This window comes from Aeromonas sp. R7-4 (assembly GCF_040908055.1).
Lineage (GTDB): Bacteria > Pseudomonadota > Gammaproteobacteria > Enterobacterales > Aeromonadaceae > Aeromonas > Aeromonas sanarellii.
Genome location: NZ_JBFODA010000026.1, coordinates 316105 through 340107 on the forward strand (window position 1 = coordinate 316105; position 24003 = coordinate 340107).

Here is a 24003-nt window from a genome sequence, read left to right on the forward strand (position 1 = left end):
TGTTGTCACATCAAAAACCCTCGGATACAATTCGGACTCATTTTTTCGAGTCAGCCTCTGATGAAGCCAGAACCCGTCGTCCCCACCCCTGCTGCCATCCATCTGGCCCTGCTCATCAACATGCTCTCCATGGGCAGCATGATGATGGTGATGCCCCTTGGGCCGGATCTGGTGACGAGTCTCGGCATGGCGCCGGAGCAGACCGGTGACTTCAGCGGCGGCGCCACCCTGGCCGCCGCCCTGATGGGGCTCCTGGCCGCCCCCTGGATGGATCGGGTCAATCGCAAGCCCGCCCTGATCCTGTTGCTGACGCTGCGCTTCCTGCTGCTGATGGCCTGCGCCCTGGCCGAGGATAGCCAGACCCTGCTGCTGCTCTTTATCCTGTCCGGCTGCGTGGCGGGCCCGCTCTCCGCCATCCTGATGGCGGCGGTGCTGGATCTGGTTCCCCCAAGCGATCGCGGACGCCGTCTCGCCTACGTGGGCATGGCGTTCTCCCTGGCCGCTATCCTGATCGTGCCCGTCGCCCTCACCCTGGCCCAGTGCCTCGGCTGGCAGAGCCCCTTCCTGCTGTTTGGCGCCAGCGGCCTGTTGCTGGCCCTGCTCTGCGCCCGGCTGCTGCCGTCCCTGCCGGTCAACCGGGCCCCGGCAGGCCAGGGCGTGCGCCAGTTGCTGGGGTCGCCGCTCTGCCAGGGGGCCCTGTGCATTCTCTGTTTGCAGATGTTCGGCCACTTCCTGCTGATCCCGCACTTCGCGAACTACTTCCAGTTCAACCTGGGTTTCCCGCGCGAGCAGATCGCGACCCTCTACCTGTGCGGCGGCCTCGCCAGCATGGCCACCATGCGCCTGTGCGGCGGCTGGATTGACCGCGGCCGCGCCCAGGGGGCCATCCTCATCACCAGCCTGCTGCTGGCCCTGGTCACCCTGCTGGGCTTCGCCCTGCCGGCAGGCCTGCCCGTCTATCTGCTGTTTACCCTCTTCATGGCCCTGAGCTCCGCCCGCGCCAGTACCACCCTCGCGGTCACGGCGGCCATTCCGGCCCCCCATCAGCGCGCCGCCTTCATGTCCTTCCAGGGCACGGTCACCAATGTGGCGGCCGGGCTCGGCAGCCTGCTCTCCGCCAGATACCTGGTCTCCGACGAGCGGGGCGCCCTGCACGGCTTCGCCACCCTGGCCTGGATCAACATCGCCTGCGGCCTCCTGGCCTGCGCCGGCGTCTGGCTCCTCATCCGGAGCCTGAAGAGCACAAGAGATAACAATAATCCTGCCTCTGGTACTGCCAGACAAGGAAGTCAGTGAGCACCGGATCAGAAGAATCCGGACCCCATAACCTCGGTTTTATTCATGGAGTTTTTGACAATGCAGTTGCAGCACGGCCCGTTTAAATTGAACCCCATCCTGCTCTCCCTCGGCCTTATCGCTCTGCCGGGCCTCGCCCAGGCCGAGTCGGTCAAGGCCAACGAGACTGTGGTGGTCACCGCCACCCAGACCCAGCACACCGAGCTGACCGCCCCGGCCAGCGTCTCAGTGGTGACCCGTGCCGATCTGGACAAGATGAACGTCAACAACATCGGCGATGCCCTCAAGCACGTGCCCGGCGTCAACATCATCGCCACCAACCCCACGGGTCGCAACGAGATCAAGATCCGCGGCATGGGCGGCGACTACACCCTGCTGTTGATCAACGGCAAACGGGTCAACGCCCGCGAGACCCTGGGCAGCGCCTACGGCAACGACTTCGACCTGAGCTCCATCCCCATGGCCGCCATCGAGCGCATCGAGGTGATCCGCGGTCCCGTCTCCTCCCTGTACGGGGCCGATGCCCTGGGGGGCGTGGTCAACGTGATCCTGCGCCAGGCCAAGGAGAAGACGGAAGCCGCCGTGGGTTACACCCACAGCATGCCCACCAAGGGGGAAGGCGGCGATGCCAACCAGGGCAGCGCCTTCGTCTCCGGCGCCCTCATCGACGACAAGCTGCTGGGCAGCGTGGTGGTGGAAGGGTATCAGCGCGACAACTGGAAGAGCGATCAGTCCAACAACCCGGACGCCGACGCCCTGGAGAAGCGCGAGGTGGTCAACGTGCTGACCAGCCTGAAGTGGCTGGTGGCGGACAACCAGGACATCGACTTCGATCTGGGTTACAACCAGAACGACATGGACAGCTACTTCAACAACGTGCCGCGCGCCCCGACCGCACCGGCCACCCCGCACAACGTGCAGAAGCTCGATCGCCTGAGTCTGGGGCTGACCCACAACGGCCGCTGGGAGCACTTCGACAGCCGGGCTCGTTACTACTTCGAGCAGACCGATCTGATGGACGACTCCCAGCTCAATGGCGGTGCCGCCGACATCACCCAGACCAACAACACGGTGGACGGTCAGGTCAGCGGCTACCTCGGGGATCACCTGCTCACCTCGGGCGCCGAGCTGCGCAAGACCGAGCTGGAGCACAGCCGCAACATCGCCAATGGCAGCGTGGATGCGACCCAGAGCGCCGTCTACCTGCAGGACGAGTTCGGCTTCGGCGATCTCGCGCTGACCCTCTCCGGTCGTCTGGATCACCACGAGACCTATGGCTCCGAGTTCAGCCCCCGTGCCTATGCCCTCTACACCCTGACCGACGAGTGGGTGATCAAGGGTGGCGCCGGCAAGGCGTTCAAGGCACCGACCCTGGCCCAGTCCAGCGAAGGCTTCTCCACCACCGCCTGCCGCGGCGCCTGCCAGGTGATCGGCAACCCGGATCTGAAGCCGGAAACCGCCGTCAGCTATGAGCTCGGCACCGCTTACGAGGCCGCGCGCTTCGGCGCCGGGGTGACCGGCTTCCACAACGAGATCGAGGATCTGATCCAGAGCGATCAGTGGGGCCCGGGCTACCGTCCGACCGTGATGACCTACCTCAACGTCAAGGAGGCCCGCATCAAGGGTCTGGAGCTGACCGGCTGGGTCGACGTGCTGGACAACGTGAAGCTGACCGGCAACCTGACCCTGCTGGACTCAGTGGACAGGAGCACGGGTGACGATCTGGCCAAGACCCCGGATCACACCGGCAACCTCGGCCTGGACTGGCAGGCGAGCGAGCTCGTCAGCGCCAACCTGGCCTGGCAATATGTTGGCAGCCAGGTGATCAAGGTGCCGGCCCGCAACTCCCAGGCGTTCACCTCCAAGCACTACCAGACCCTGGACGTGAACACCAACTGGACCGTCACCCCGGCGCTGGATTTCAAGCTCGGCATCACCAACCTCACCAACACCCAGCGTGACGAGGTGGCCACCGACGCCGACTTCATCCTGGAAGGGCGTACCGTCTACGCCGGTGTCGATTACAAGCTGTAAGTTCTCCCTGTGGGAGCCCCGAATTCGGGGCTCCCTTTTTGCGTTTCTACCGCCCCGTATCAAAGGAGTTCTTGCGTGCTCAGATACCAAGCACAGCTGTTCTGGCTCAGCGTGCTGCTCCTCTTCCTGCTGATTTGTCTGTCACTGGCCACCGGGGCCGGTGTCTATGGTGGCCGCGAGGTCGCCGGTTTCCTGCTGGGCGATCCCGCCTTCGTGGCCGATGAAAAGCTCGCCATGATAGTCCACACCCTGCGATTGCCCCGCACCCTGGCGGCCCTGGTGGTGGGGGCCTGTCTCGCGCTCGCCGCCTCCATGCTGCAGAGCGCCACCCGCAATCCCCTGGCCGAACCCGGCCTGCTCGGGGTCAACGCCGGCGCCGTGTTCGCCCTGGTGATAGGCCTCACCTGGTTTGGCGTCGAGTCCGCCTACGGCTATCTGCTCTGGTCCGGCATGGGGGCCCTGCTCGGCAACCTCGTCGTGCTGGGCCTCGGCCTCATGGTGGGGCGCTCCAACCCCCTCAAGCTCATCCTGGTGGGGGTCGCCCTCTCCGCCACCTTCGGCGGCCTCTCCAACTTCCTGCTGCTCTCCAACCGGGTGGTGCTGGAGCAGTTCCGCTTCTGGAACTTGGGATCCCTTGCCGCCTCCAGCCTGGAAGCGGTACTCACCGTGGTCCCCTTCGCCCTGGCCGCCCTGCTGCTGACCCTGGCGCTCTGTCGCCCCCTCACCCTGATGCAGATGGGGGATCACCAGTCCAGGGCCCTCGGCATCCGCCCCACCCGGGTACGGATCGGCGTGCTCTTGGCCGCAACGCTCTTCACCGCCTGCGCCATCGCCATCGCCGGTCCCATCGGCTTTGTCGGCTTCCTCGCCGCCTACTGCGCCCGCCTGGTGGAGCCGGTACGCCTCGCCATCCAGGTGCGCTTCTCCGCCCTGTTCGGGGTGCTCTTTCTGCTCGGTGCCGATGTGCTGGCCCGCTGGCTGATCCAGCCCTACGAGCTGCCCAACGGCGTCATTCTGGCGCTCATCGGGGCGCCCGTGCTCATCCTGGTGGTGCGCAGCGGCGGCTTCCGCTCCCTGCTGGCCGTCAAATAAGGTGCCACGCCCATGAAGAACTCTCTCTCACTCCCGAGCGGCACCCTCTGCCTTCGCCTTGGCAGCCGCACCCTGTTGCTGCACCGCCGCGCCTGGCTCATCACCCTGGGGCTCCTGGTCGCCCTCACCCTGCTCTCCCTGCTGGCCCTCACCCTGGGTTCCGGCAAGATCACCATGATGGGGGTGATCCAGACCCTGCTCGGGGAGGGAAGCCGACTCGATCAGGTGACCGTCTTCAAGATCCGCCTGCCGCGCCTGTTGGCGGTGCTGGTGGCCGGCGCCGCCATGGGACTCTCGGGCTGCCTGGTGCAGACCCTGGTGCGAAACCGCCTCGCCACCCCGGACATGATCGGGGTCAACGAGGGGGCATCCCTTGCCATCATCATCTTCTCCCTCTATCTGACCCTGGGCAGCTGGCCCTGGTGGGCCGCCCCCTTCGGCGCCCTGTTTGCCGCCGCCGTGCTCTATGCCCTGTGCAACAAGCCGGGGGAGCAGGGCTACCTGTTCGTGGTGATCGGCATCGGGGTCTCGGAGCTGATGAACGCCCTCGGCCAGTTCGTCATGTCCACCCAGTCCCTGGTGCACCTCACCAGCCTCTATCTGTGGAACATGGGCAACTTCGTCGGTCAGGGCTATGGCACCCTGCTGCCGGTGAGCCTGCTGCTCCTGCTCATCTGCCCCTGGACCGTCTGTCTCTCCCGCTCCCTCGGCGTGCTGCGCCTGGGACCGGTGACGGCCAGCACCCTCGGGGTCAACGTGAACCGGGTCCAGCTCGGGGTACTGGCCCAGGCCATCATAGTCGCGGCCCTTGGCACCGCCATCGGCGGCCCCGTGGTCTTCATCGCCATGGCGGCCCCCATCCTTGCCTCCTGGCTCAGCCGGGATCGCATCGTGCCGCTCTGGATTGCCGCCCTGTGCGGCGCCCTGATGCTGCTCGCCAGCGACACCCTGGTGCGGGTGCTGGCCAGCCCCCACGAGGTGGCCACCGGCATCATGACCCGCATTCTCGGCGGCCTGATGCTGCTCTTCATCCTGCTCAAAGATCGCCAGAAGGCCGACTGACCATGGCATTCATCCATTTTCAACACAGACCGAGGGCCGCCCGATGACGCTCACCGTGAACCGACTCCAGTTCGGCTACCCGCAAAAGACCATCTTCAAGGAGATCTCCTTCTCCCTCCCCCGGGGCAAGCTGGTGGGGATCGTCGGCCCCAACGGCGGTGGCAAATCCACGCTGCTCAAGCTCCTTGCGGGACAGGAGCAGCCCCGGTCCGGGGAGATCCTGCTCAAGGAGAAGCCACTCGGTGCCTATGGCGCCAAAGCCCTGGCTCGGGAACTCGCCTATCTGCCACAACGTCCCCTGGTCCCCCCCGGTATCCTGGTGGAGCAGCTGGTGCAATATGGCCGCCATCCCCATCAGGGCTGGTTCAATCAGTGGAGCGAGGAAGATGCCCGCATGGTGGACTGGGCCCGGGAGCGGATGCATCTCGATGCCATCTGGCACCAGAGTGCCAGTTCGCTGTCCGGCGGTCAGGCCCAGCGGGTGTGGCTCGCCATGGTGCTGGCCCAGGATGCGGACATCATCTTGCTGGACGAGCCCACCAGCGCGCTGGACATCGGCCACCAGACCGAGGTGATGGAGGCCATCCATCGGGTCGCCGCCGAGGGCAAGACGGTGCTTATCGTCATCCACGATCTCGCCACCGCCGCCCGCTACTGCGACGAGCTGATCGCGCTGGGGGATGGCGCCATCCAGGCCATGGGCCCGGCCCGGGAGGTGGTGACCAAGCCCCTCATCGATCGCCTCTACCAGACAGACGTGGACATACTGCACGCCCCCGGCGACGGGGCCCCCGTCATAGTGCCGCGCCGGCGCACCGAAGCAACGGCGGACCAGCAGCGCGCCTGACACCAACAATAAAAAACCGCCCATCGGCGGTTTTTTATTGTCTGACGTTCTGGCGGATTCAGAGCGCCAGCAGGGTAAACAGGCCTCCCGGCAGCCGCTGCCAGCGCAGGGTACAGCGCCAGCCGGCGGGCAGGTCCGGGGCAAGGGCCGTCTTCAGACTCAGCCTCAGGGTCTGGGCCCCCATGGCCGACCAGCTCGCATCGAGAAAATCGAAGTAGCGCCCCACTCTGGGATGGAGCGCCTTGAAGAGGCTCTCCTTGGCGGAAAACACCAGGGTCACGCCCTCTGCCAGGCTCAACTGGGCGTCGTGAACCCCCGCCTCCAGCCGTCCCCACTCCTCCCCATCCACGATGCCGGGCCAGAGCTGCGCCCCTTGGTCGGCCTCAAGCCAGGCCTCCAGATCCAGGCCCAGCCCGCCCTTGCCTGGGCGCACCGCACACAGGGCCACCCCCTCCCCCAAAAGCACGCTGTGGCTGATGCTCCCCTCCACCCCTTCAGGCCAGAGCGGCTCCCGGGCAGCTCCGATGGCCACGCAGTTTCCCGCAAGACCGAAGGGACGCAGGGCCTCGCGGGCTGCGAGACGCCCCGCCAGAAACTCCCCGAGGCGCTTGGGGGCAGCCCCCTGCAATGAAGCAGGCAGCATGATGCCCTGTGCCCCAAAGCACTCCGGGGAGAAGGCGGCGGGATCAAAACAGACCCGATGAAGAGGCAGCGTCTCCAGGCCCGGCAGGCACAAGGTATCGGATTGACGGACAAAGGATCCGTCGAGTGAGGGACAAAGAGGCAACATGAAAGGCTCCTGACAGGGGCCTGCGATGGTACCAAAACAAGCCGAGGCCATGCCACAAATACAAATGACAACGTTTCTCACTTGCTTTGTGGTAGCATATCCCCGCCCATTCGGGGCTGGCCGGGCGGCTCTCAGGCACTTTCCACAGGCTCCGGCCCACCGATTTCACCCATAAGGATGTCACCATGAAGATCTTCTCCCCGCTGGCCACCTTGCTCATGCTGGCCAGCCTGACGGGCTTCCAGGCCCAGGCGGGCAGCCGCCAGGTCATCGATGCCAACGGCCAGCCCCAGAGCGTCCCCGATGCGCCCCGGCGGGTCGTGGTGTTGAGCGAACTCGATCTCGACAGCGCCCTGACCCTGGGGGTGCAGCCGGTCGGCACCGTCAATGGACGCGGCCAGTCCACCCTGCCCCGCTATCTGCTGGACAAGGCGGGCAAGGAGATCGCCGTGGTCGGGGATCTGGACAACCCCAATCTGGAGAAACTCATCGATCTGGAGCCCGACCTTATCCTGACCGGCCAGACCAAGCCAGAGCTGCTGGCCCTGCTGCAGGAGATAGCCCCCACCGTCGTCACCGGCAACTGGGGCGAACCCTGGAAGACCGTGTTCGGCCGCAGCGCCGACGCGATGAACCGGGGTGCCGAGGCCAAGGCCTTCCTCACCCGGTATGACGCCCGCCTGGCAGAGGCCCGCAGCAAGCTTGCCAAGCACCAGGGGGAGCAGGTGAGCATAGTGCGCTGGAACCCCAAGGGGCCGAGCTACATGCACGGCGGCACCTTCGCCAGCAGCGTGGTCACCGAGATGGGGCTGGCTCGCCCTGCCCATCAGATAGGCGACAAGAGCCCCCACTCCCCGGCCCTGAGCCTGGAGTCCCTCAACCTGCTGGACGGCGACTGGCTGGTGATCGGCACCCTGAGCACCAGCGGCGATGCGGTGGATGCCATGAAGCAGGCCGAACAGACCCCGGCCTTCCAGCAGCTCGGCGCCATCAAGGGCAAGCGTTTCGGCGCCGTGGACGGGTCGCTCTGGACCTCCACCGGCGGCCCCCAGGCGGCGCTCAAGGTAATCGACGACGTAGAGCAACTGCTGACCAAACCGGATGCGGCCTCCATCGCTCACTAAGCCCGCCCTCGGTTGACGGCCAACAAGAAGCCCGCATGATGCGGGCTTCTTTTTTATCCATGGCTCGGCAAGGCACTTACTCCGGCAAGGGCAGCGCCTTTCTGTCCAGTTTGCCGCTGCCGGTCTTGGGCAGGGCATCCAGCAGGATAAGCCGCGCCGGCACCATGTAGTGCGGAAGCGTTGCCTGCAACCCCTTGCGCAGGGCGAGGCGATTGAGGGTCACTCCGGCCCTGGCCTCCACATAGCCCACCAGCATAGCCTCGTCCCCCTCGCCCACCAGACGCACCGCCGCCTCCTGCACTCCGGCCTGGCGGCGCAGCCCCGCCTCCACCTCCCCGAGCTCGATGCGAAAGCCCCGCAGCTTGACCTGATCGTCGCGCCGCCCCAGATAGAGGAAGCGGTCCGCCCCCAGCCGCCGCACCCGATCGCCGGTGCGATAGAGGCGGTGGGTGGCAAGGCGCAGGAAGGCCGCGCTGGTCAAGGCAGGCTTGCGCCAGTACCCCTCGCACAGGGCCGGGCTCTCGATGCAGAGCTCGCCGCACTCCCCCTCTGCCACCGGCTGCCCCGCCTCGTCCAGCACCCAGTGCCGATAGCCTGGCAGGCTGTGGCTGATGGTGATCTGACCATCGACCGGTGGCCAGCGCACCTCGCTCACCAGGGACCAGACGGTGGCCTCGGTGGGCCCGTAGCAGTTCCACAGTCGCCGGGTGCGGGCACAGAGCTGCTCGGCCAGACCTGGGTCCAGCGCCTCGCCGCCGCACAGGGCGGTGAGGGTATTGCGCCCCTGCCAGCCAGCCTTGAGCAGCATGCGCCAGCAGGCCGGGGTGGCCTGCAGCCAGTTGATGGAGGACTCGGCCTCGAGCAGCGCCAGCATCCCCAGGGGATCCTTGTTGTGCTCGCCGCCGGCCACCGTCAGCCGGCCACCGCCCCAGAGCGGCCCCAGCATCTCCAGCAGGGAGATGTCGAAGGCCGGGGTGGTGATAAAGAGCCAGTGGCAGCCCGGTGAGAGCCCGAGCCGCTCGCGGATCCCGTCGAGGAAGCAGAGCAGGGCCCGCCGGCTGATGACCACCCCCTTGGGCTCGCCGGTGGAGCCCGAGGTGAACATCATGTAGGCAGCCAGGGCGTCATCCACCTGAGGCCAGGCAACCGGCCCTGCCGCTGCCGGCCCATCCAGGGTGCGCAGCGGACAGCCAAAGGCGGGAGCCGGCCTGTCGCCGTCGCAGATCACCGCCGACAGGCGCGCCTGACGGGCGATCCCCTGCAGCCGCTCCACCGGAAAGTCCGGCTCAAGAGGCACGAAGGTGAGACCGAGGCGCAGGCAGGCCAGCAGGCTGGCCACCAGATCGGGGCTGCGGGAGAGATAGAGGCCGACCCGCTCCCCCACCGCCAGCCCCTGCAGGCGGGCGGCAATCTCGCCGACCCTGGCATTGAGCGCGCCATAGCTAAGCCACTGCTCATCTGATCCGCCCTCACTGATGTCCTCCCCGCCCATACGGATGGCAGGAGCCAGCGGAGTGGCGGCCAAACAGGCCGCCAGCCGCGCACCCAGGTTGGCCGCCCCCTTGGGGGCGTCTCTCAGGGGGGACACGGCCGGGGCCTTATGCTTGATGGTCATCGTCATAGCGCTGCCTCCGTTTGGCGCACCAGCCAGTGCCGATAGAGCCGGCTGGGGGATGGATGGGCCTTGAGCATCTGCAGGGTAAGTGGCGCCCGATCCTGCGCGAACGCCTCGTTGAGGGCCGCCAGCAGGGCGAGCTGCTGCACCGAATCCACCCCGAGTTCACACAGGGTCTGCTGCCAGATGCCGGGCACGCCGCATTGGCGCTCCCACAGGGCCACCAGCACGCGGGCCTCGGCCGGCGGTTGCGTCAGGCCGGGCTCCGCCTTGGTGGCGGCCACCAGCGGCATCACCGGGGACTGTACCGCCGCCACTCTGGCCAGCTGGCTCAGATCCGCCTGCGCCAACCAGTCGAGCTCGGCCAGCCAGTCAGCCAGCACCGCCTCTGCCCGGGCCTCGGGGATCTGCTCGCCATCGAACTCGAGGCGCAGCTGGAGCGTCTCGCCCCGGCTGCTGACCACGAGCGACAGAGGAAGCTCCACCTTCTCCACCACGGTGCCAAAGCGCGGCACCAGTTGGTGGGGTTCGGGGGCGACAGGGGCCGCCGGCATGGGGTAGTTCTCGAACACGAACAGGCTCTGGAACAGACGCGCCCGACCTTTGGTCAGTGCCGCCAGCGACTGGGTGCCGTGCTCGTTGAGCGCCATCAGGTCGGCCTGCAACCTGGCGATATGCTCGGCCAGGGTCAGCTCGGTGCGCCACGCCAGCGCCAGTGGCAGGCTGTTGATGTAGAGCCCGACGCTCGCGGTGATCCCCTCGATGGGGTAATCCCGGCCCGGGGTCACGTTGCCCACCAGGGTGACGGCATCGCCAGAGCGGCATGCCAGCAGACGGTGCCAGGCATATTGGGCCAACAGGCCCGCGGTCACGCCAAGCTCGCGGGCACGGCGCGCGAGCAAGGTCGCCACCTCGGTCGGCAGCACCGTGGCGCACACCGCCGGTCGCTGCTGGGTATGGCGCCCGCTTGAGCCAGCGTCCAGCGTCACCCCGAACAGGCAGGCGAGATCGTTAGGCTTGGCCAAGAGCTCGCCCCGCCCCTGCCAGTAGGCCTCGGCGCTGCGGGCTTGGCTCGCGATATGGCGGCCAAATTCGAGCCAGGCGGTATCCGGATCTCGCTGCGGCAACAGGCCGTTCATCAGCGCCTGATAGGCGCGATGCAAGGAGCCCAGCAACACGGGGCCGCTCCAGCCATCCAGCACGCCGTGATGGGCGCTGAAGATCACCTTGTGGTGATCGGGGGCCAATTTGAAACAGGCAAGGCGCAGCAGGGGCGCTTGCTCCAGCGGGATCGGGCGGGCCAGATCCTGCTCACGGTAGGCCTGGACCCGTGTCTCTGCATTTTCCACTTCAGACAAGTCCTCATAGTGGAATGGCAACTCGGCGCGCTTGAGGATGCGCTGCAGCGCCACCCCGTCTGCCAGCACCAGTTCGCTGCGAAGGGCCGGCCAAAGGGCGATCTGCCCCTGCCAGGCCTGACGGTAGACCGCCACGTCCAGAGGCTGGTGATAGGCGATCTCGGTCTGCAGGTGATAGGCGTGATCCCCGGGCAGCAACGCCCTGTGATGGAACATGCTCTGCTGAAGCGAGGTCATGGGCAGCAGGGTCTCCACCTCGCGTCCGCTCAGCACCCCATCGAGCGCGGCTTGCGAGAGGCCAAGCCCCGGGAAGTCGCTCGGGGTATGGCGCGGAGCCTTCAGGTTGCAGCAGTGTTCCACCAGCGCCGTCAGGTTGTCCGCCAGCCGCGCCATCAGGGCGTCGCTCGCCTGCTGGTTGAGGGCGCCCACCTGGCGCAAGGTGAGGCGCCCGTCATAGACGCCCCCGTGCAGGCTGACAAGCTCGCGCGGCAAGTTGTCAGGGGAACTAGGTGCCCCCGGCGCCAGCGGCAGCGGCTGCCAGGGCTGAGCAGCCTCGCCCTGATGGCTGACCCCCAGATAGTTGAAGACCACCAGGGCTTCGGGCAGTGCCCAGCCACGGGGGTGGTGCAGCCGCAGGGCGTTGAAGCCCACCCCCTTGTCCGGCACGGCGCGCAGCTGCTCCTTGGTGGCGCACACCAGTGCATCCCACTCCTTGGCATCCGCCAGCGCCAGCGGGTAGGTGCTGGTGAACCAGCCGAGGGTACGGCTCACGTCGAGTTCGGCATCGATGGCCTCTCGGCCGTGTCCTTCCAGCATCACGCAGTGACGGCTGCCGTAACCCTGCTCGCTCAGGGTACGAGTCAGGGCCGCCAGCAGCAGGTCGGGCACCCGGGTGAAGTAGGCCTGGTTGGCGGAGTCGATGAGACGGGCCGTGGTCTCCTGACTCAGTTGCAGCAGGCTGGCGGCGGCGCGGCCATCGGCGGCGCGGGCCGCTTCCAGCAGGTGACCCTGGCTGCCCTCCCCCTGAGCCAGCCAGAAGCCAAGCTGCTCCTCTTCCCGCTTGGCGTAGGCCGCGAGCCCCTCGCCCCACTGGCGATAGCTGCTGCCCTTGGCGGGCAGCGGCTCGCCCCTGCTCACCCGAGCCAGATCCTCGGCCAAAATACGCCAGGAGACCGCATCGATGACCAGGTGATGGAAGGCGAGGAAGAGCCCCTCCACCGTCTCGCCCTCGCGATCGCCCGCCAAGGAGAGATTGCGCAGGCGAGCCCAGGCCAGGGTGTGGCCGCTGGCAGGGTCGAAATCTCCCTGCAGCTCGGTCAGGCGGGCCTGCAGCTCGGCCTCATCAAGATTGGCGGCATCCAGGGTCGGCAGCGGCGGCAATGGCAGTTCGGCCAGGTAGCGTTGGCCGGTCGGGGTCACCGCCAGACGCAGGGCATCGTGGTGCTGGCGCAGGGTATCCAGCCAGCCGCGCAGGGCCTCATCGTCCACCCCGGCCGGCAGGCGCAGGATCACCCCCTGGTTCCAGTGACCGGACTTGGCAAAGCCCTGCTCGAAGAACCAGTGCTGAATGGGGTGGAGCGGGAACTCGCCGGTCAGGCTGCCCTGCTCGCTCCTGTGGCTGACGGCCTGCTGCTGGCCGAGCTGGCGGCAGAGGCGGCGCACCGTCTTGGCTTCGAACACGTCCTTCACGCTGCAGTGCAGCCCCGCATCCCGCAACCGGGTGGTGAGCTGGATGCTGAGGATGGAGTCACCGCCCAAGCGGAAGAAGTCATCCTCCACCCCGAGCGGTTGCTTGAGCACCCCTTGCCAGATGGCAAGCACGGTCTGCTCCAGTTCGTTTTGCGGCTCGCCCTTGCTCTGCTGCCAGACGATGGCGGGCAGGCGGCGCAGGTCCAGCTTGCCGTTGGGGGTGAGGGGCATCTCGGGCAACCAGCACAGGCGCGCCGGCACCATGTATTCGGGCAGGCACTCGCCGGCACGCTGCAGCAGGGCATCGCCGTCGGGCTCCCTTGCCCCGGCCTGCAAACAGGCATACGCCAGCAGGCGCCCCTCCTGCACCACCACCTTGATCTGGCGAATGGCCGGGCACAATTCGGCAAGCCGGGTCTCTATCTCACCCGGCTCGATGCGATAGCCCCGCAGCTTGATCTGCTCGTCAAGCCGGCCCAGATACTGGATGTTGCCGTCGCGGCGCCTGAGGGCCCGATCGCCGGTGCGATAGAGGCGATGGGTACGTTCCTCATTCGTTGCATCAAAGGCCAGCTCGATAAAGGCCTCCTGGGTACGCTGTGGCAGATTGAGGTAGCCGCGGGCTAGCCCCAGCCCCGCCAGGCAGAGCTCGCCGGGGACCCCCACCGGGCAGAGGTTGCCCGCCTCGTCCAGGATCAGCGCCTTCAGGTGGTTGACGGATCGACCTATGGTGATGGGCGCCCCCGGGGTGAGCCGCGCGCAGAGCGCGGTGACGGTGCACTCGGTCGGGCCGTACATGTTGAACAGGGCCACCCGCTCTCCCCAGCGCTCCACCAGGCTGCTCGGGCACGCCTCGCCGCCAAAGCCGATAGCCTTGAGGGAACCGAGTTCCGCCGGAGGCAGCAAGTTGGCGAGCAGGGCGGTAGGCAAAATCATATGGCTGGCACCCCGAGCGATGGCGGCACTGATCACCCCCTCGCCCGGCTCGCCAAAGTGCAGGGCCGCGCCGCAGTAGAGCGGCAGCAAGCTGGTCATGTTGCCCGCATCAAACGAGAGGGACATGCAGTTGAACATGGCGCCATTTTGATCAAGGGCGATGCGCTCGCCGTGATCCGCCATCAGGTTGACCAGGCTGCCCTGCTCCACCATGACCCCCTTGGGCAGGCCGGTGCTGCCGGAGGTGTAGATGATCTGGGCCAGCATGGCGGCGTCCCGAGGCAGTGCCGGCGTGCTGGTTGGCATCCTGTCCAGCGCAAGCCCGTGCAGATCGTGATATTCGGCCGTCGTACCCGCCAGCGCCTCGCCAAGCCGCGGGTCCGGCACGCCACCCAGCACCAGGCTGATGGAGGCATCGCCGAGGATATGGGCCAGCCGCTCGGCGGGATAGGCAGGATCGAGCGGTACATAGGCCGCCCCCGCCTTCCAGCAGGCGAGCAGGGCAACCACGAAAGCGACATCCCGTCTGGCCTGGATGCCGATGGCGGCGCCCGGGGTGACGCCGCGAGCCTGCAGCCAGTGAGCCAACCGGTTGGCACGCACCTCCAGCTCGCCACAGGTCAACGATTGCGCGCCGTCGCTCACCGCCAGCGCGTCCGGCAACTGAATCGCGCGCCGCTCGATATGACAGAGCAGGGTGTCGCGGCTCGGGTAATCCCGCGGCAGGTCGGCAAGCTCGGCGGCCAGCGCGGCCTGGTCGGTGCCCGCCTCCAGCGGCAACTGCCAGATGTCGGTCTCGGGGGCCGCCACCACGGCGCGCATCAGGTGCAGCAGGCGATCGGCAAAAGCCTGGATGGTCTCTCGCTCGAACAGGGCGGTGGCGAACAGCCAGTCCACCCTGACGGAGTCCATCAGCTCGGTCACCTTGACCGAGATGTCGGTCTTGGCCGGCAACACAGGCGAGGTCTCCTCCACCAGCTGGCAGCCGGGGATGAGATCGTTGAAGTCCACCTTGGCCTGATAGACCAGCATGATCTGGAAGATGGGGTTGATGGCAGTGGTGCGATCGGCGCCGATGGCTTCGGCCAGCGCCTCGAAGCGGTAGAGCTGGTGATCGAAGGCCGCCAGATCCTCCTCCCGGCACTGCTGTAGATAGTCGACAAAGCTGGGCTTGCCGCTGAGTTGAGTGCGCAGCACCAGGGTATTGACGAAAAAGCCCACCAGGGACTCGATCTCGTGGCGCTCGCGATAGGCAAGCGGGGTGCCGATCACCACCTCCTTCTCGCCGCTCTGGCGCACCATCAGCAGGGCAAACAGGGCGTGCAGACCGATGAAGTTGGAGGTGCTGTGGCGCTGACAGAGGCGCTTGAAGCTCTCCCACAGGTCGCTCTCGATGGTGGAGAAGACCAGCTCGCCGCCGCTGTCCTGATGGGCCGGGCGCGGCTTGTCGAGCGGCAGACCGTGCACTTCGGGGCTGCCACCGAGCCGATCGACCCAGAACGGCTTGAACTCGGCGTGATAATCGAGAAAACGCGGTGAGTTGAACCAGCGGGCATAGTCGATGTAGGTGAGCGGCAGCTCGCTCACCTGCAAGGGCTCGCGGTTCTGATGGGCAAGAAAGGCACGCTTGAGATCCGCGAACATGTTCTTGACCGACCAGCCGTCGGAAATGATGTGGTGCTGGGTGATCAGCAGTACGTGCTCGCGGCTGCCCAGCCGAATAAGATGCACCCGACTGAGATCCCCCTGGGTCAGGGAGAAGGGGCGGCCTATCTCTTCCCGCACCCGGCGAGCCACATAGGCCTCGCGCTCGGCAGCGGGCTCTGCGCTCACGTCCTCAATCTGCAGCTTGAAGGGCGTATGGGGAAGGATCTCCTGGGCCCCCCTGCCCGCTTCGTCCTTGATGAAGCGGGTACGCATGCTGGGGTGGCGGGCAAACAGGTGGTCGAAGGCAAACTCCAGCGCCGCCGTGTCCAGTTCTCCCTTGACGCGAAAATAGACCGGCATGTTGTAGAGGTGGGAGGCCTCCTCGTACTGCTCGATAAACCAGAGTCCGCTCTGGGACGAGGAGAGCGGCCCCTGCCGGGCGCCCTCGGCGGCGATAGGTTCTTCGAAGGCGGCACGGGCCGCCAGGCAGCGCACCAGCTCATCCTTGTGGGCCTTGATGGTGGCACCGATGGCCGGCGTCACCGCCTCCTTGCTCGACTGGGAGATAAGCTGACCTTTGTCGTTCAGAGCCAGCTTGACCCCCTGCCGTTCCAGCTGTTTCAACAGCAAAATCATATTGTTCATCTGTTTCTCAAGCCTCAGGCACTCAGGGTGGCGCCGCCGTCGACGACCAGATCCTGCAGCGTGATGTGGCTGGCCAGATCCGAGGCCAGGAAGAGGACGGTATGGGCGATCTCCGCCGGGGTGGCGACCTTGCGCAGGGGGATGCCGAGCTTGAACTGCTCCGGCAACCCGGCAATGGTGCGGGCCATGGCCTCCTCGCTTGGCAGCATGCCGCGCAGCATGGGGGTATCCGTCGAGCCCGGCGACACCAGGTTGGCGCGCACGCCGAAGGGGGCCAGCTCCAGCCCCACCGTCTGGGTCAGGCTGGTGACCGCCGCCTTGGAGGCGCAATAGGCCGCCATCTGCATGCGCGGCACATGGGCGGCGTTGGAGCCGATGGTGACGATGGCACCGCGCTGCTGCCCCTTGAAGTGGGGCACCAGGGCCCGCAGCAGATAGAAGACGCCGCTGGCGTTGACCGTCATGCAGTCGTGCCAGTCGTCATCGCTCAGGGCGTCGGTGGGGCCGAGGCGCAGCACTCCGGCCCCGTTCACCAGCACATCGAGCCCGCCGTCCGCCAGCAGCGCTGCGCAGCAGGCGTTGACCGCCTTCGAGTCGCCGATATCGAGCCGCCGGGTGGCATAGGGGTAGTCGGCTTCGGGAAACGCCAGATCAAGCCCCACCACGGATGCGCCGGCCGCCACGAACTGCGTTGCCACCTCGCGGCCGATGCCGCGCCCGGCCCCGGTCACCCAGACCCGCTTGCCAGTGAAATCAAAGGCCATTGCTTGTTGCTCCTTATCCATCACCACACCATCTCCACGCTCTCTTCGTCCTCGGCAAGCAGGCCGTCGAGGAAACGGCAGAAGTCGTCCAGGCGCGGGTGATCGAACACGTCGGAGACCTTGACCTGCACCCCGAACTCGGCGCCGAGCCGGTTGACGATCTGAATGGTCTGCAGGGACTGGCCCCCCAGTTCGAAGAAGTTGTCCGTGGGCGCCATGGTGGCCAGCCCAAGGATCTGCTGCCAGATAGTGCCGACCCGGTTCTCGGTCTCGCTGCCCAGGGTCAAGGCTTCGCCGCCCGCCTGGTAGGCGGCCAGCAGGGCCTTGCGATCCAGCTTGTTGGAGCCGGTGCGGGGCAGCTGGTCATAGTGGCGATAGTCGGTGGGGATCATGGCGGCAGGCAGCACCTTGGCCAGCTGCGCCTTGATGACCCGGCTGTCGCGCTCCGACCCCGCCACGAAGGCCACCAGCCGGCGCACGCTGCCGATGCTCACCCCCTGCACGCAGGCCTCGTCCACCCCCGGCAGGGCCAGCAGCTGGGCCTCCACCTCGCCGGGCTGGATGCGATAGCCGCTTATCTTGAATTCGTTGTCGCGCCGACCAAGGTAGACCAGCCGGCCGGCCACCAATCGCACCCGATCGCCGGTGCGGTAGACAGGCATCTGCTCCGCCCCAACACGCAGGGTATCGAAACTACCTTGCACGTCCCCCACGTAGCCGTTGGCCAGCTGCGGGCCGAGCAGCACCAGCTCCCCCTCGCTGGCGGGTTGCTCCCCCGCCCCCAGAATGAGCGCCTGCATGCCGGGCAGCGGCAGGCCGATGGGCAACTGGGCCTGGCTCGGGTCTTCCTGTTGCAGCTCCTGGGTGGTGACCACCACTGTGGTCTCGGTGGGGCCGTAGGTGTTGAAGAGGCGCACATCGGAGCGGCACTGGCGCTGCCACTGGGCCAGCTGCTCGGGGTAGACCGCCTCGCCGCCGATGATGACGGTGGTAAGCCCGGCAGGAATGTGGGCCTGACCCGCCGTCAGCGCCACCACCCACTCGTTCCAGAACGCGGTGGGCAGGTCGAGGTGAGTGATCCCCATCTGCGCCACCCCGGCCGCAAAGGCGGACATGGATTCGAGCAGGGCGTCGGTGCGCAGCACCAGGGTGGCGCCGGCACTCAGGGTGGCGAACACCTCCTCGATGCTGGCATCGAAGTTGAAGGGGGCGAATTGCAACATCCGCGCGTCTTCATCCAGGTGATAACGGCAGCGGGCGGCGGCGGCGAAGTGATCCAGCGCGCCGTGGCTGACCGCCACCCCCTTGGGCAGACCGGTGGAGCCCGAGGTAAACATCAGGTAGGCGACGGCGCGACCGGCGGCCGGCTGGTTGAGCCGATCAATGCTCACTAGATCCCCCGCCAGCAGGGTGCGCCCCTCAAACAGGCTGGCCAGTTTGTGGCGGTACTCAGCCTGGGTGATCAGGGTCTTGACCTCCCCCAGCCGCAGAATATGGCCCTGGCGCTCCAGCGGCTGCTCAGGGTCGAGCGGCACGTAGACGGCGCCGGCCAGCAGCACCGCCAGCTGGGCGAAGATGGCCTGGGGGGTGCGGGCCAGCATGACCCCCACCTTGTCCCCGGGGGCGACGCCTTCGGCCTGCAGAGCGGCCGCCATCTGTTCGCTGCGGGCCAGCAGCGCCTCGTAGCTGAAGCGGGCCTCTCCCTGCGCCGTGCTCTGAATCAAGGCAATCTTGTCCGGGGTCTGGGCGGCGAAGTGGCAGAGCGCCTCCAACACCGGCCGCGTCTTGATCACTTCATGGGCGGGGCCGGCGATCAGGGCGCTGGCTCGCTGCTCGGCCAGCCAGTCGGCCTTGAGCGCCCCCAGCGTCTGGGCAGGCTCGGCCAGCCAGCGTCCCAGCAGGGCAAACAGGGTATCGGCGATGGCTGCCAGCTCCCCCTGCTGGTAGCAGCCGGGGTTGGCGTCCAGATCCAGTCTGGGCTGGCCATCGACGCCGACCTGCACCTCGATGGTGAGATCCTCCACCGGGCCGGCACTGATGTTGAGAATATGGGCAGATAGCGGCCCGAAGCGGCGAGCATGATCGAACGGCATGATGTTGACCAGCGGGCCGAACAGGCGCTTCTCGCCCCCCACCAGACCAAGGTCGCGGCGCAGCAGCTCGTAACGGTAGTGCTGGTGCTTGCGCACCCCGCGCTTGGCCTTGGCCACGGCGCCGGCGGCTCCCGCCAGATCCAGTTCTTCACCCAGTGTCAGCGCCAGCGGGGTAATGTTCATCTGCATGCAGGGCACGGTCAACGACGCCGAGCCGATGCGGTTCATCATCATCAGGCCGAGCAGGGTCTTATCCTGGCCGCTCGCAAGCGACAGCTGGGCCGAGAGGCCGGCCAGCAGCAGATCGGGCCAGCCCAGCTTGTGCTCGTCGGCAAAGCCGGTCAGGGATTGCCAGAGCGCCGCCGGCAGCGGACGGCTCTCGCGGATAAATTCGGCGGCAATCGGCGCGCGGGTCTCGCCAAAGGACTTCACCTCGGGCCAGCCTTGCAACTGCTCCTGCCAGAAGGCGCGGGCGGCGGCGTTCTTGCCGCTCTGCTCGCGGCTCGCCTCTTCGGCCAGCACCTCAGCCAACGAGCCGAAGGGGGATGGAGAGTGCATCTCACCGGCCAGTCCCTCTGCATAGAGCTCGGCGATGCGCTGGAACAGCAGGGTGGTGCCAAAGCCGTCGAGGGCGATGTGGTGCACACAGCTGTAGAGATAATCGCGGCCGGGGCCGCGCAGCAGGGCGAAACGGCAGGGCGCCTCTTGGGTCAACTCGAACGGGCGGCGCAGATCGGCCCAGGCCCAGGCGCGGGCCAGCGTCTCGTCATCGCGCTCGAGGGAGACCTCTTCATAGGCCAGGGGCAGCTCATGCGAGACGAAGCAGACCGCCTCGCCGTCTTGCTCGAAATGGCCCTTGAGCGCCTCGCACTCCCCCACCGCCTTGGCAAGGGCCGCGGCCAGCACGGCCGCCTCGACCTTGCCATCGAAGGCGATGCACTCGGCGGTGTTGAACATCGCGTTGTCGTCGTTCAGCAGATGTCCGGACCAGAGCCCCTGCTGGGGGATGGTCAAGGGGAAGCGGTTCATGGGGTCACCTCCAGGGCCTGGGCTGCCAGCCTGGCCTCGATGAGGCGCCACCAGCCGTTGAGGGTCGGCAGCTTGGCGAGATCCACGAAGCCGAGCTCGACCCCGGCGGCGCGCCACTCGGTGAGCAGGGCCATGATCCGCACCGAATCCAGACCGTAGTCGATGAGGTTCTCGTCGGGGTCAAACTCCCCCTCGTCCTCGTCGATATGACTCAGCAGCCGCGCCTTGAGCCCCTCATACGTCAGCAACGGATTGGTGGGCTGGGCGGCAGAAGCGGAAGCCGGAGCAAGCGCCAGCACCTCCTCGCAGCGGATCACCTTGCCGCAGCGGGTTGCCACATAGTCGAGCGCCATCTGGTGGTCGGCCAGGGAGAAGTCCGCCATCCCGTCCGCCAGGAAGAAGGGCTGGATGTCGCGCATGAAGGCGTCGCAGGCGGTCATCATGCAGCCGATATGGCCGTAGATACCGCCGATGATCAGCTGATCCCGCCCCAGCGCTTTGAGCATCTGCTCCAGCTCGGAGCGCTGGAAGGCGCTGTAGCGCCACTTGACCAGCACGGTGTCGTCACGCTCTGGGCGCAGCGCGGCCACCACCTGCTGCTGCTCGGGCCGCTTGTTGAGACCCGGGCCCCACATGTCGCTCAGCAGGGCGCGATCTTCAGGGGATTGATCCTTGGGCTGGGCGGTGTAGAAAACCGGGATGCCGAGGGCCTTGCACTGCTTGCGCACGGCGGCCAGGCGCTCGGTCAGGGCCGCGATCAGCGGGCTGTTTTCGCCATAGAAGGCGGTGAAGTACTCCTGCATGTCGTGGATCAGCAGAGCGGCGCGTTTGGGATCCAGGGACCAGTCGACCTTGTTGGCCTTCCACTGGCTGGGCATGGCGTAATTGTTCAGGGTTGGGATAGCCATAACGTCATGATTCCTTAATAGTTTTTATGCTGTAGAGGCTGGTTGGCGGCGATGGCGTGCGCAATGCGCGCCCGCAGCCCCTGCTTGTCAATCTTGCCCACCGCCGTCATGGGCAGGGCGTCCAGGGTTTCGAAACGGTCGGGCAGCTTGAAGTCCGCCACCCCGCGCTCGCGCAGAAACTTGCGCAAGGCCAGCGGCTTGAGCCCCGGCTCGGTGGTGACGATAAAGGCGCAGCTCTTCTCCCCCATGGCGCTGTCGGGCATGGAGACCAGGGCCGCATGGGTGATGGCCGGGTGGTGCAGCAGCTGGTTTTCCACCTCTTCCGCCGCGATCTTCTCGCCGCCCCGGTTGATCTGATCCTTCTGCCGCCCGACCACGGTGAGGTAACCATCGGCATCCTGTACCACCAAGTCGCCGGAGCAGTAGAAGCCCTCGGCATCGAACACCCGGGCGTTGTGGACCGGGCTCTGGTAGTAACCGCGGAAGGTATAGGGGCCACGGGTGTGCAGGGCACCAGGCTCGCCGGGGGCAACCGGGTTGCCCGCCTCATCGAGGATGCGCACCTCGTCATCCGGGCTCATGGGGCGGCCCTGGGTGTGAATGACCTTCTCGTCGGGGTCATCCAGCCGGGTGTAGTTGACCAGCCCTTCCGCCATGCCGAACACCTGCTGCAGCCGGCAGCCGAGCAGCGGCCCAATCTTGCTGGCCACCGCCTCCCCCAGCTTGGCGCCGCCCACTTGCAGCAAGTCGAGACTCTCGAGCTGAGTGCGCGCAGTGGGGTCCGCTTCCGCGGCCTGCAGCCAGAGCGAGACCGCCGGCGGCACCAGCGAGGTGAAGTTGACCCTGTGGCGGGCGATCAGCGGGAAACAGCTGATGGGGCTGGGGTCGGGTGAGAGCACCACGGTGCCGCCCGCCTCGAACACCCCCAGCGCGCCAGGGGAGCTCAGGGGGAAGTTGTGGGGGGCCGGCAGGGCGCACAGATAGCGGGTGTGGGGCCCCAATTCACAGATTTCATTGCTGCGGCGCACGCTGTACAGGTAATCATCGTGGGTGCGGGGAATGAGCTTGGGGGTGCCGGTGCTGCCACCGGAGAGCTGGAAGAAGGCCACCTCGTCCGCCGGAGTCGGGGCAAAGGAGACGGATGGGGTGCCCCCCTCATCCCCCTCGCCGAACCAGCGGGTCAGCCCCAGCGCCTCTACGTCACCATCCAGCAGCACCAGCTCGGCACCTATGGCTGTCAGCAGCTCGCTCTCGCGACCCTTGCTCGCAAACAGCGGATGGGCCAGCGAGCCGACAAAGAGGCACGGAGTGATCTGTTCGGCATAAGAGAGGAGCTCCAGCCGGTTGTGGCTAAAGAGCGCGTTGACCGGCGCGATGCCGGCCTTGAGCAGGGCGAAGAACACCAGATAGAACTCGGCCACGTTGGGGAGCTGCACCAGTGCGGTATCCCCCACCCCCAGGCCGTGTCGGGCCAGATTTGCGGCCAGCCGCCTCGAGGCGGCATCCAGCTCGCCATAGCTGAAGCGGCGCTCGCCGCAGAGGATGGCCTCGGCGTCGGGGGCCAGCTCACACTGACGCGCCAGCATGGCGGTCAGCGGCTCGCCGCGCCAATAGCCCTTGGCGCGGTAGCGCTCCGCCAATGCATCGGGCCAGCGGGTATAGGGCAGGAAGCGGTTGGACTGCGTCATTGTGCCACCTCCAAATCCAGGCCCAGGGCCTTGAGCATGGTCCCCAGCTTGGTGCCGGTCTCGGCCCACTCCATGGCGGGATCCGAACCCGCGACGATACCGGCGCCGGCAAACAGCTCCACCTGATGGCCGTCGAGCACGCCGCAGCGGATCACCACGGCCCACTCGCCGTTGCCCTGGCTGTCGCACCAGCCGACGATGCCGCTGAAGAGGGCTCGCCGGAAGGGCTCCTGTTCACGAATAAACTGGCGAGCCAGATCGGTGGGATAGCCGCACAAGGCCGGGGTGGGATGAAGCTGGCAGGCCAGGGAGAGTACCGATGCCTCGCCGCCATTGAGTCGCCCGGCGATGGGGGTGCCCAGATGCCAGAGGGTATCCGTGCTCATCAGCGAGGGATGAGCGGGGATCGCCAGCTCGCGGCAGTGGGGGGTCAACACCCGGCGGATCTCGTCGATCACCAACTTGTGTTCATGCTGATCCTTGCGAGAAGCCAGCAGATCCCGGGCGACCATTTCGTCTTGCGCCGGCTCGCTCGCCCGTCTGGCGGAGCCCGCCAGCGGGTGAGTGAACACCTCTCCCCCGCTGACCCGCAGCAGCAGCTCCGGACTGGCGCCAAGCAGGCGGCGGCCCTGGCCGAGCGGCAGGGAGAAGTGGAAGGCGTGGGGATTCTGGGCCATCAGACGGGTCATCACCCGCTTCGGATCGGCGGGTTGATGCAGGGTGAGTGTCAGCTTGCGCGACAACACCACCTTGGCGAGCCGGCCTTGTGTAAACGCATCCAGCGCCGCGCTGACCGAGGCCTGGAATTCGCTGGCCGGCGGGGTGCTCTGCACCGAGATGACCCGGTTGGCCTCGACGGCCTGCTCTGCCACAGCGTCTATCGCCGGCGCCTGTTCCTGCGGGATAAGGCGCTCACCCCGCTTATAGCGACCGGGCACATAGAGGCAAGAGGCTTCCGCCGGATCGAACGCGAAGGCACCGATAAGCAGGGGGTTGGCCTGGCCGGCGGCACTGGCCGCTGCCAGCGCGTCGGCAATCTGTTGTTCTAGCAAAGGCCATTCACAGGCGGGGGTGGTGATAGGCTGGCCCAGGTCAGTGGCACTGAGAGTGCCCTGACCCGAGGTAAACAAGAAATCAGGCGATATCTTCGCCTCGGCAGGTGCGCCATTTTCCATTACACGAGTATTCACGTTATACCCTCAAAGAAGATTCAAAATGATAATGATTATCAGTTTGACTTTGTGCGGCGGTAAAATACTCGCTTTGAAATCACGGGGTCAATGGGATTTTGCATCGCTAAAACAGGAGCTTGTCTGTGGGTATTTCAGGGATGACGCCAGGGCGGGCCTGTTGGCACAGGGGATGACAACGCTACTCGAATGAAAA

The 24003-nt window shown here is 66.6% G+C and carries 14 protein-coding genes; 6 read left to right on the forward strand and 8 right to left on the reverse strand.

The window, feature by feature from the left end:
- Window positions 1-60 precede the first annotated feature (60 nt).
- From AB5Y72_RS06285 to AB5Y72_RS06305, 5 genes are all read left to right on the forward strand, one after another.
- A complete protein-coding gene (locus AB5Y72_RS06285) occupies window positions 61-1296 on the forward strand; it encodes an MFS transporter (protein WP_368198712.1) in 1236 nt (411 codons plus the stop codon).
- 60 nt (window positions 1297-1356) lie between these two features.
- Entirely contained in the window at window positions 1357-3330 is a 1974-nt protein-coding gene (locus AB5Y72_RS06290; RefSeq protein WP_368198743.1) for a siderophore amonabactin TonB-dependent receptor, read from the forward strand.
- Between the two features lie 75 nt (window positions 3331-3405).
- Window positions 3406-4422, forward strand: coding sequence for an amonabactin ABC transporter permease subunit 2 (locus tag AB5Y72_RS06295; protein ID WP_368198713.1), 1017 nt, complete (start codon window positions 3406-3408; stop codon window positions 4420-4422).
- 12 nt (window positions 4423-4434) lie between these two features.
- Window positions 4435-5484, forward strand: coding sequence for an amonabactin ABC transporter permease subunit 1 (locus AB5Y72_RS06300; RefSeq protein ID WP_368198714.1), 1050 nt, complete (start codon window positions 4435-4437; stop codon window positions 5482-5484).
- A gap of 43 nt (window positions 5485-5527) precedes the next feature.
- Complete coding sequence (locus tag AB5Y72_RS06305; protein WP_368198715.1) at window positions 5528-6331, forward strand: amonabactin ABC transporter ATP-binding protein; 804 nt, start codon at window positions 5528-5530, stop codon at window positions 6329-6331.
- Between the two features lie 58 nt (window positions 6332-6389).
- Here the strand turns inward: AB5Y72_RS06305 and AB5Y72_RS06310 are convergent, their stop codons facing one another.
- Window positions 6390-7121, reverse strand: a complete 732-nt coding sequence (locus AB5Y72_RS06310; protein WP_368198716.1) for a 4'-phosphopantetheinyl transferase — start codon at window positions 7119-7121, stop codon at window positions 6390-6392.
- Between the two features lie 185 nt (window positions 7122-7306).
- On the opposite strand from AB5Y72_RS06310, the gene AB5Y72_RS06315 reads away from it, so the two are divergent.
- The gene (locus AB5Y72_RS06315) at window positions 7307-8245 is read left to right on the forward strand and encodes an ABC transporter substrate-binding protein (protein WP_368198717.1); all 939 of its coding nucleotides are present in this window, start codon (window positions 7307-7309) and stop codon (window positions 8243-8245) included.
- 76 nt (window positions 8246-8321) lie between these two features.
- Here the strand turns inward: AB5Y72_RS06315 and amoH are convergent, their stop codons facing one another.
- The 7 genes from amoH to amoC are packed head-to-tail and all read right to left on the reverse strand — an operon-like array spanning window position 8322 to window position 23807.
- Window positions 8322-9866 carry an amonabactin biosynthesis glycine adenylation protein AmoH gene (gene amoH / locus AB5Y72_RS06320; RefSeq protein WP_368198718.1) on the reverse strand — a complete coding sequence of 515 codons (1545 nt, stop codon included), beginning with the start codon at window positions 9864-9866 and terminating at the stop codon, window positions 8322-8324.
- Window positions 9863-16135, reverse strand: a complete 6273-nt coding sequence (gene amoG, locus AB5Y72_RS06325) for an amonabactin biosynthesis non-ribosomal peptide synthetase AmoG (RefSeq protein WP_368198719.1) — start codon at window positions 16133-16135, stop codon at window positions 9863-9865. Before amoG ends, amoH begins: the two co-directional genes overlap by 4 nt.
- A gap of 14 nt (window positions 16136-16149) precedes the next feature.
- Window positions 16150-16899 carry an amonabactin biosynthesis protein AmoA gene (gene amoA, locus AB5Y72_RS06330; RefSeq protein WP_368198720.1) on the reverse strand — a complete coding sequence of 250 codons (750 nt, stop codon included), beginning with the start codon at window positions 16897-16899 and terminating at the stop codon, window positions 16150-16152.
- Between the two features lie 20 nt (window positions 16900-16919).
- Window positions 16920-20021 carry an amonabactin biosynthesis non-ribosomal peptide synthetase AmoF gene (gene amoF / locus AB5Y72_RS06335; RefSeq protein WP_368198721.1) on the reverse strand — a complete coding sequence of 1034 codons (3102 nt, stop codon included), beginning with the start codon at window positions 20019-20021 and terminating at the stop codon, window positions 16920-16922.
- Window positions 20018-20929, reverse strand: coding sequence for an amonabactin biosynthesis bifunctional protein AmoB (gene amoB / locus AB5Y72_RS06340; protein WP_368198722.1), 912 nt, complete (start codon window positions 20927-20929; stop codon window positions 20018-20020). The genes amoF and amoB overlap by 4 nt, the downstream gene beginning before the upstream one ends.
- A gap of 14 nt (window positions 20930-20943) precedes the next feature.
- Window positions 20944-22617 carry a (2,3-dihydroxybenzoyl)adenylate synthase gene (locus AB5Y72_RS06345; protein ID WP_368198723.1) on the reverse strand — a complete coding sequence of 558 codons (1674 nt, stop codon included), beginning with the start codon at window positions 22615-22617 and terminating at the stop codon, window positions 20944-20946.
- Window positions 22614-23807 carry an amonabactin biosynthesis isochorismate synthase AmoC gene (gene amoC / locus AB5Y72_RS06350; protein ID WP_368198724.1) on the reverse strand — a complete coding sequence of 398 codons (1194 nt, stop codon included), beginning with the start codon at window positions 23805-23807 and terminating at the stop codon, window positions 22614-22616. Before amoC ends, AB5Y72_RS06345 begins: the two co-directional genes overlap by 4 nt.
- Window positions 23808-24003: the final 196 nt, after the last annotated feature.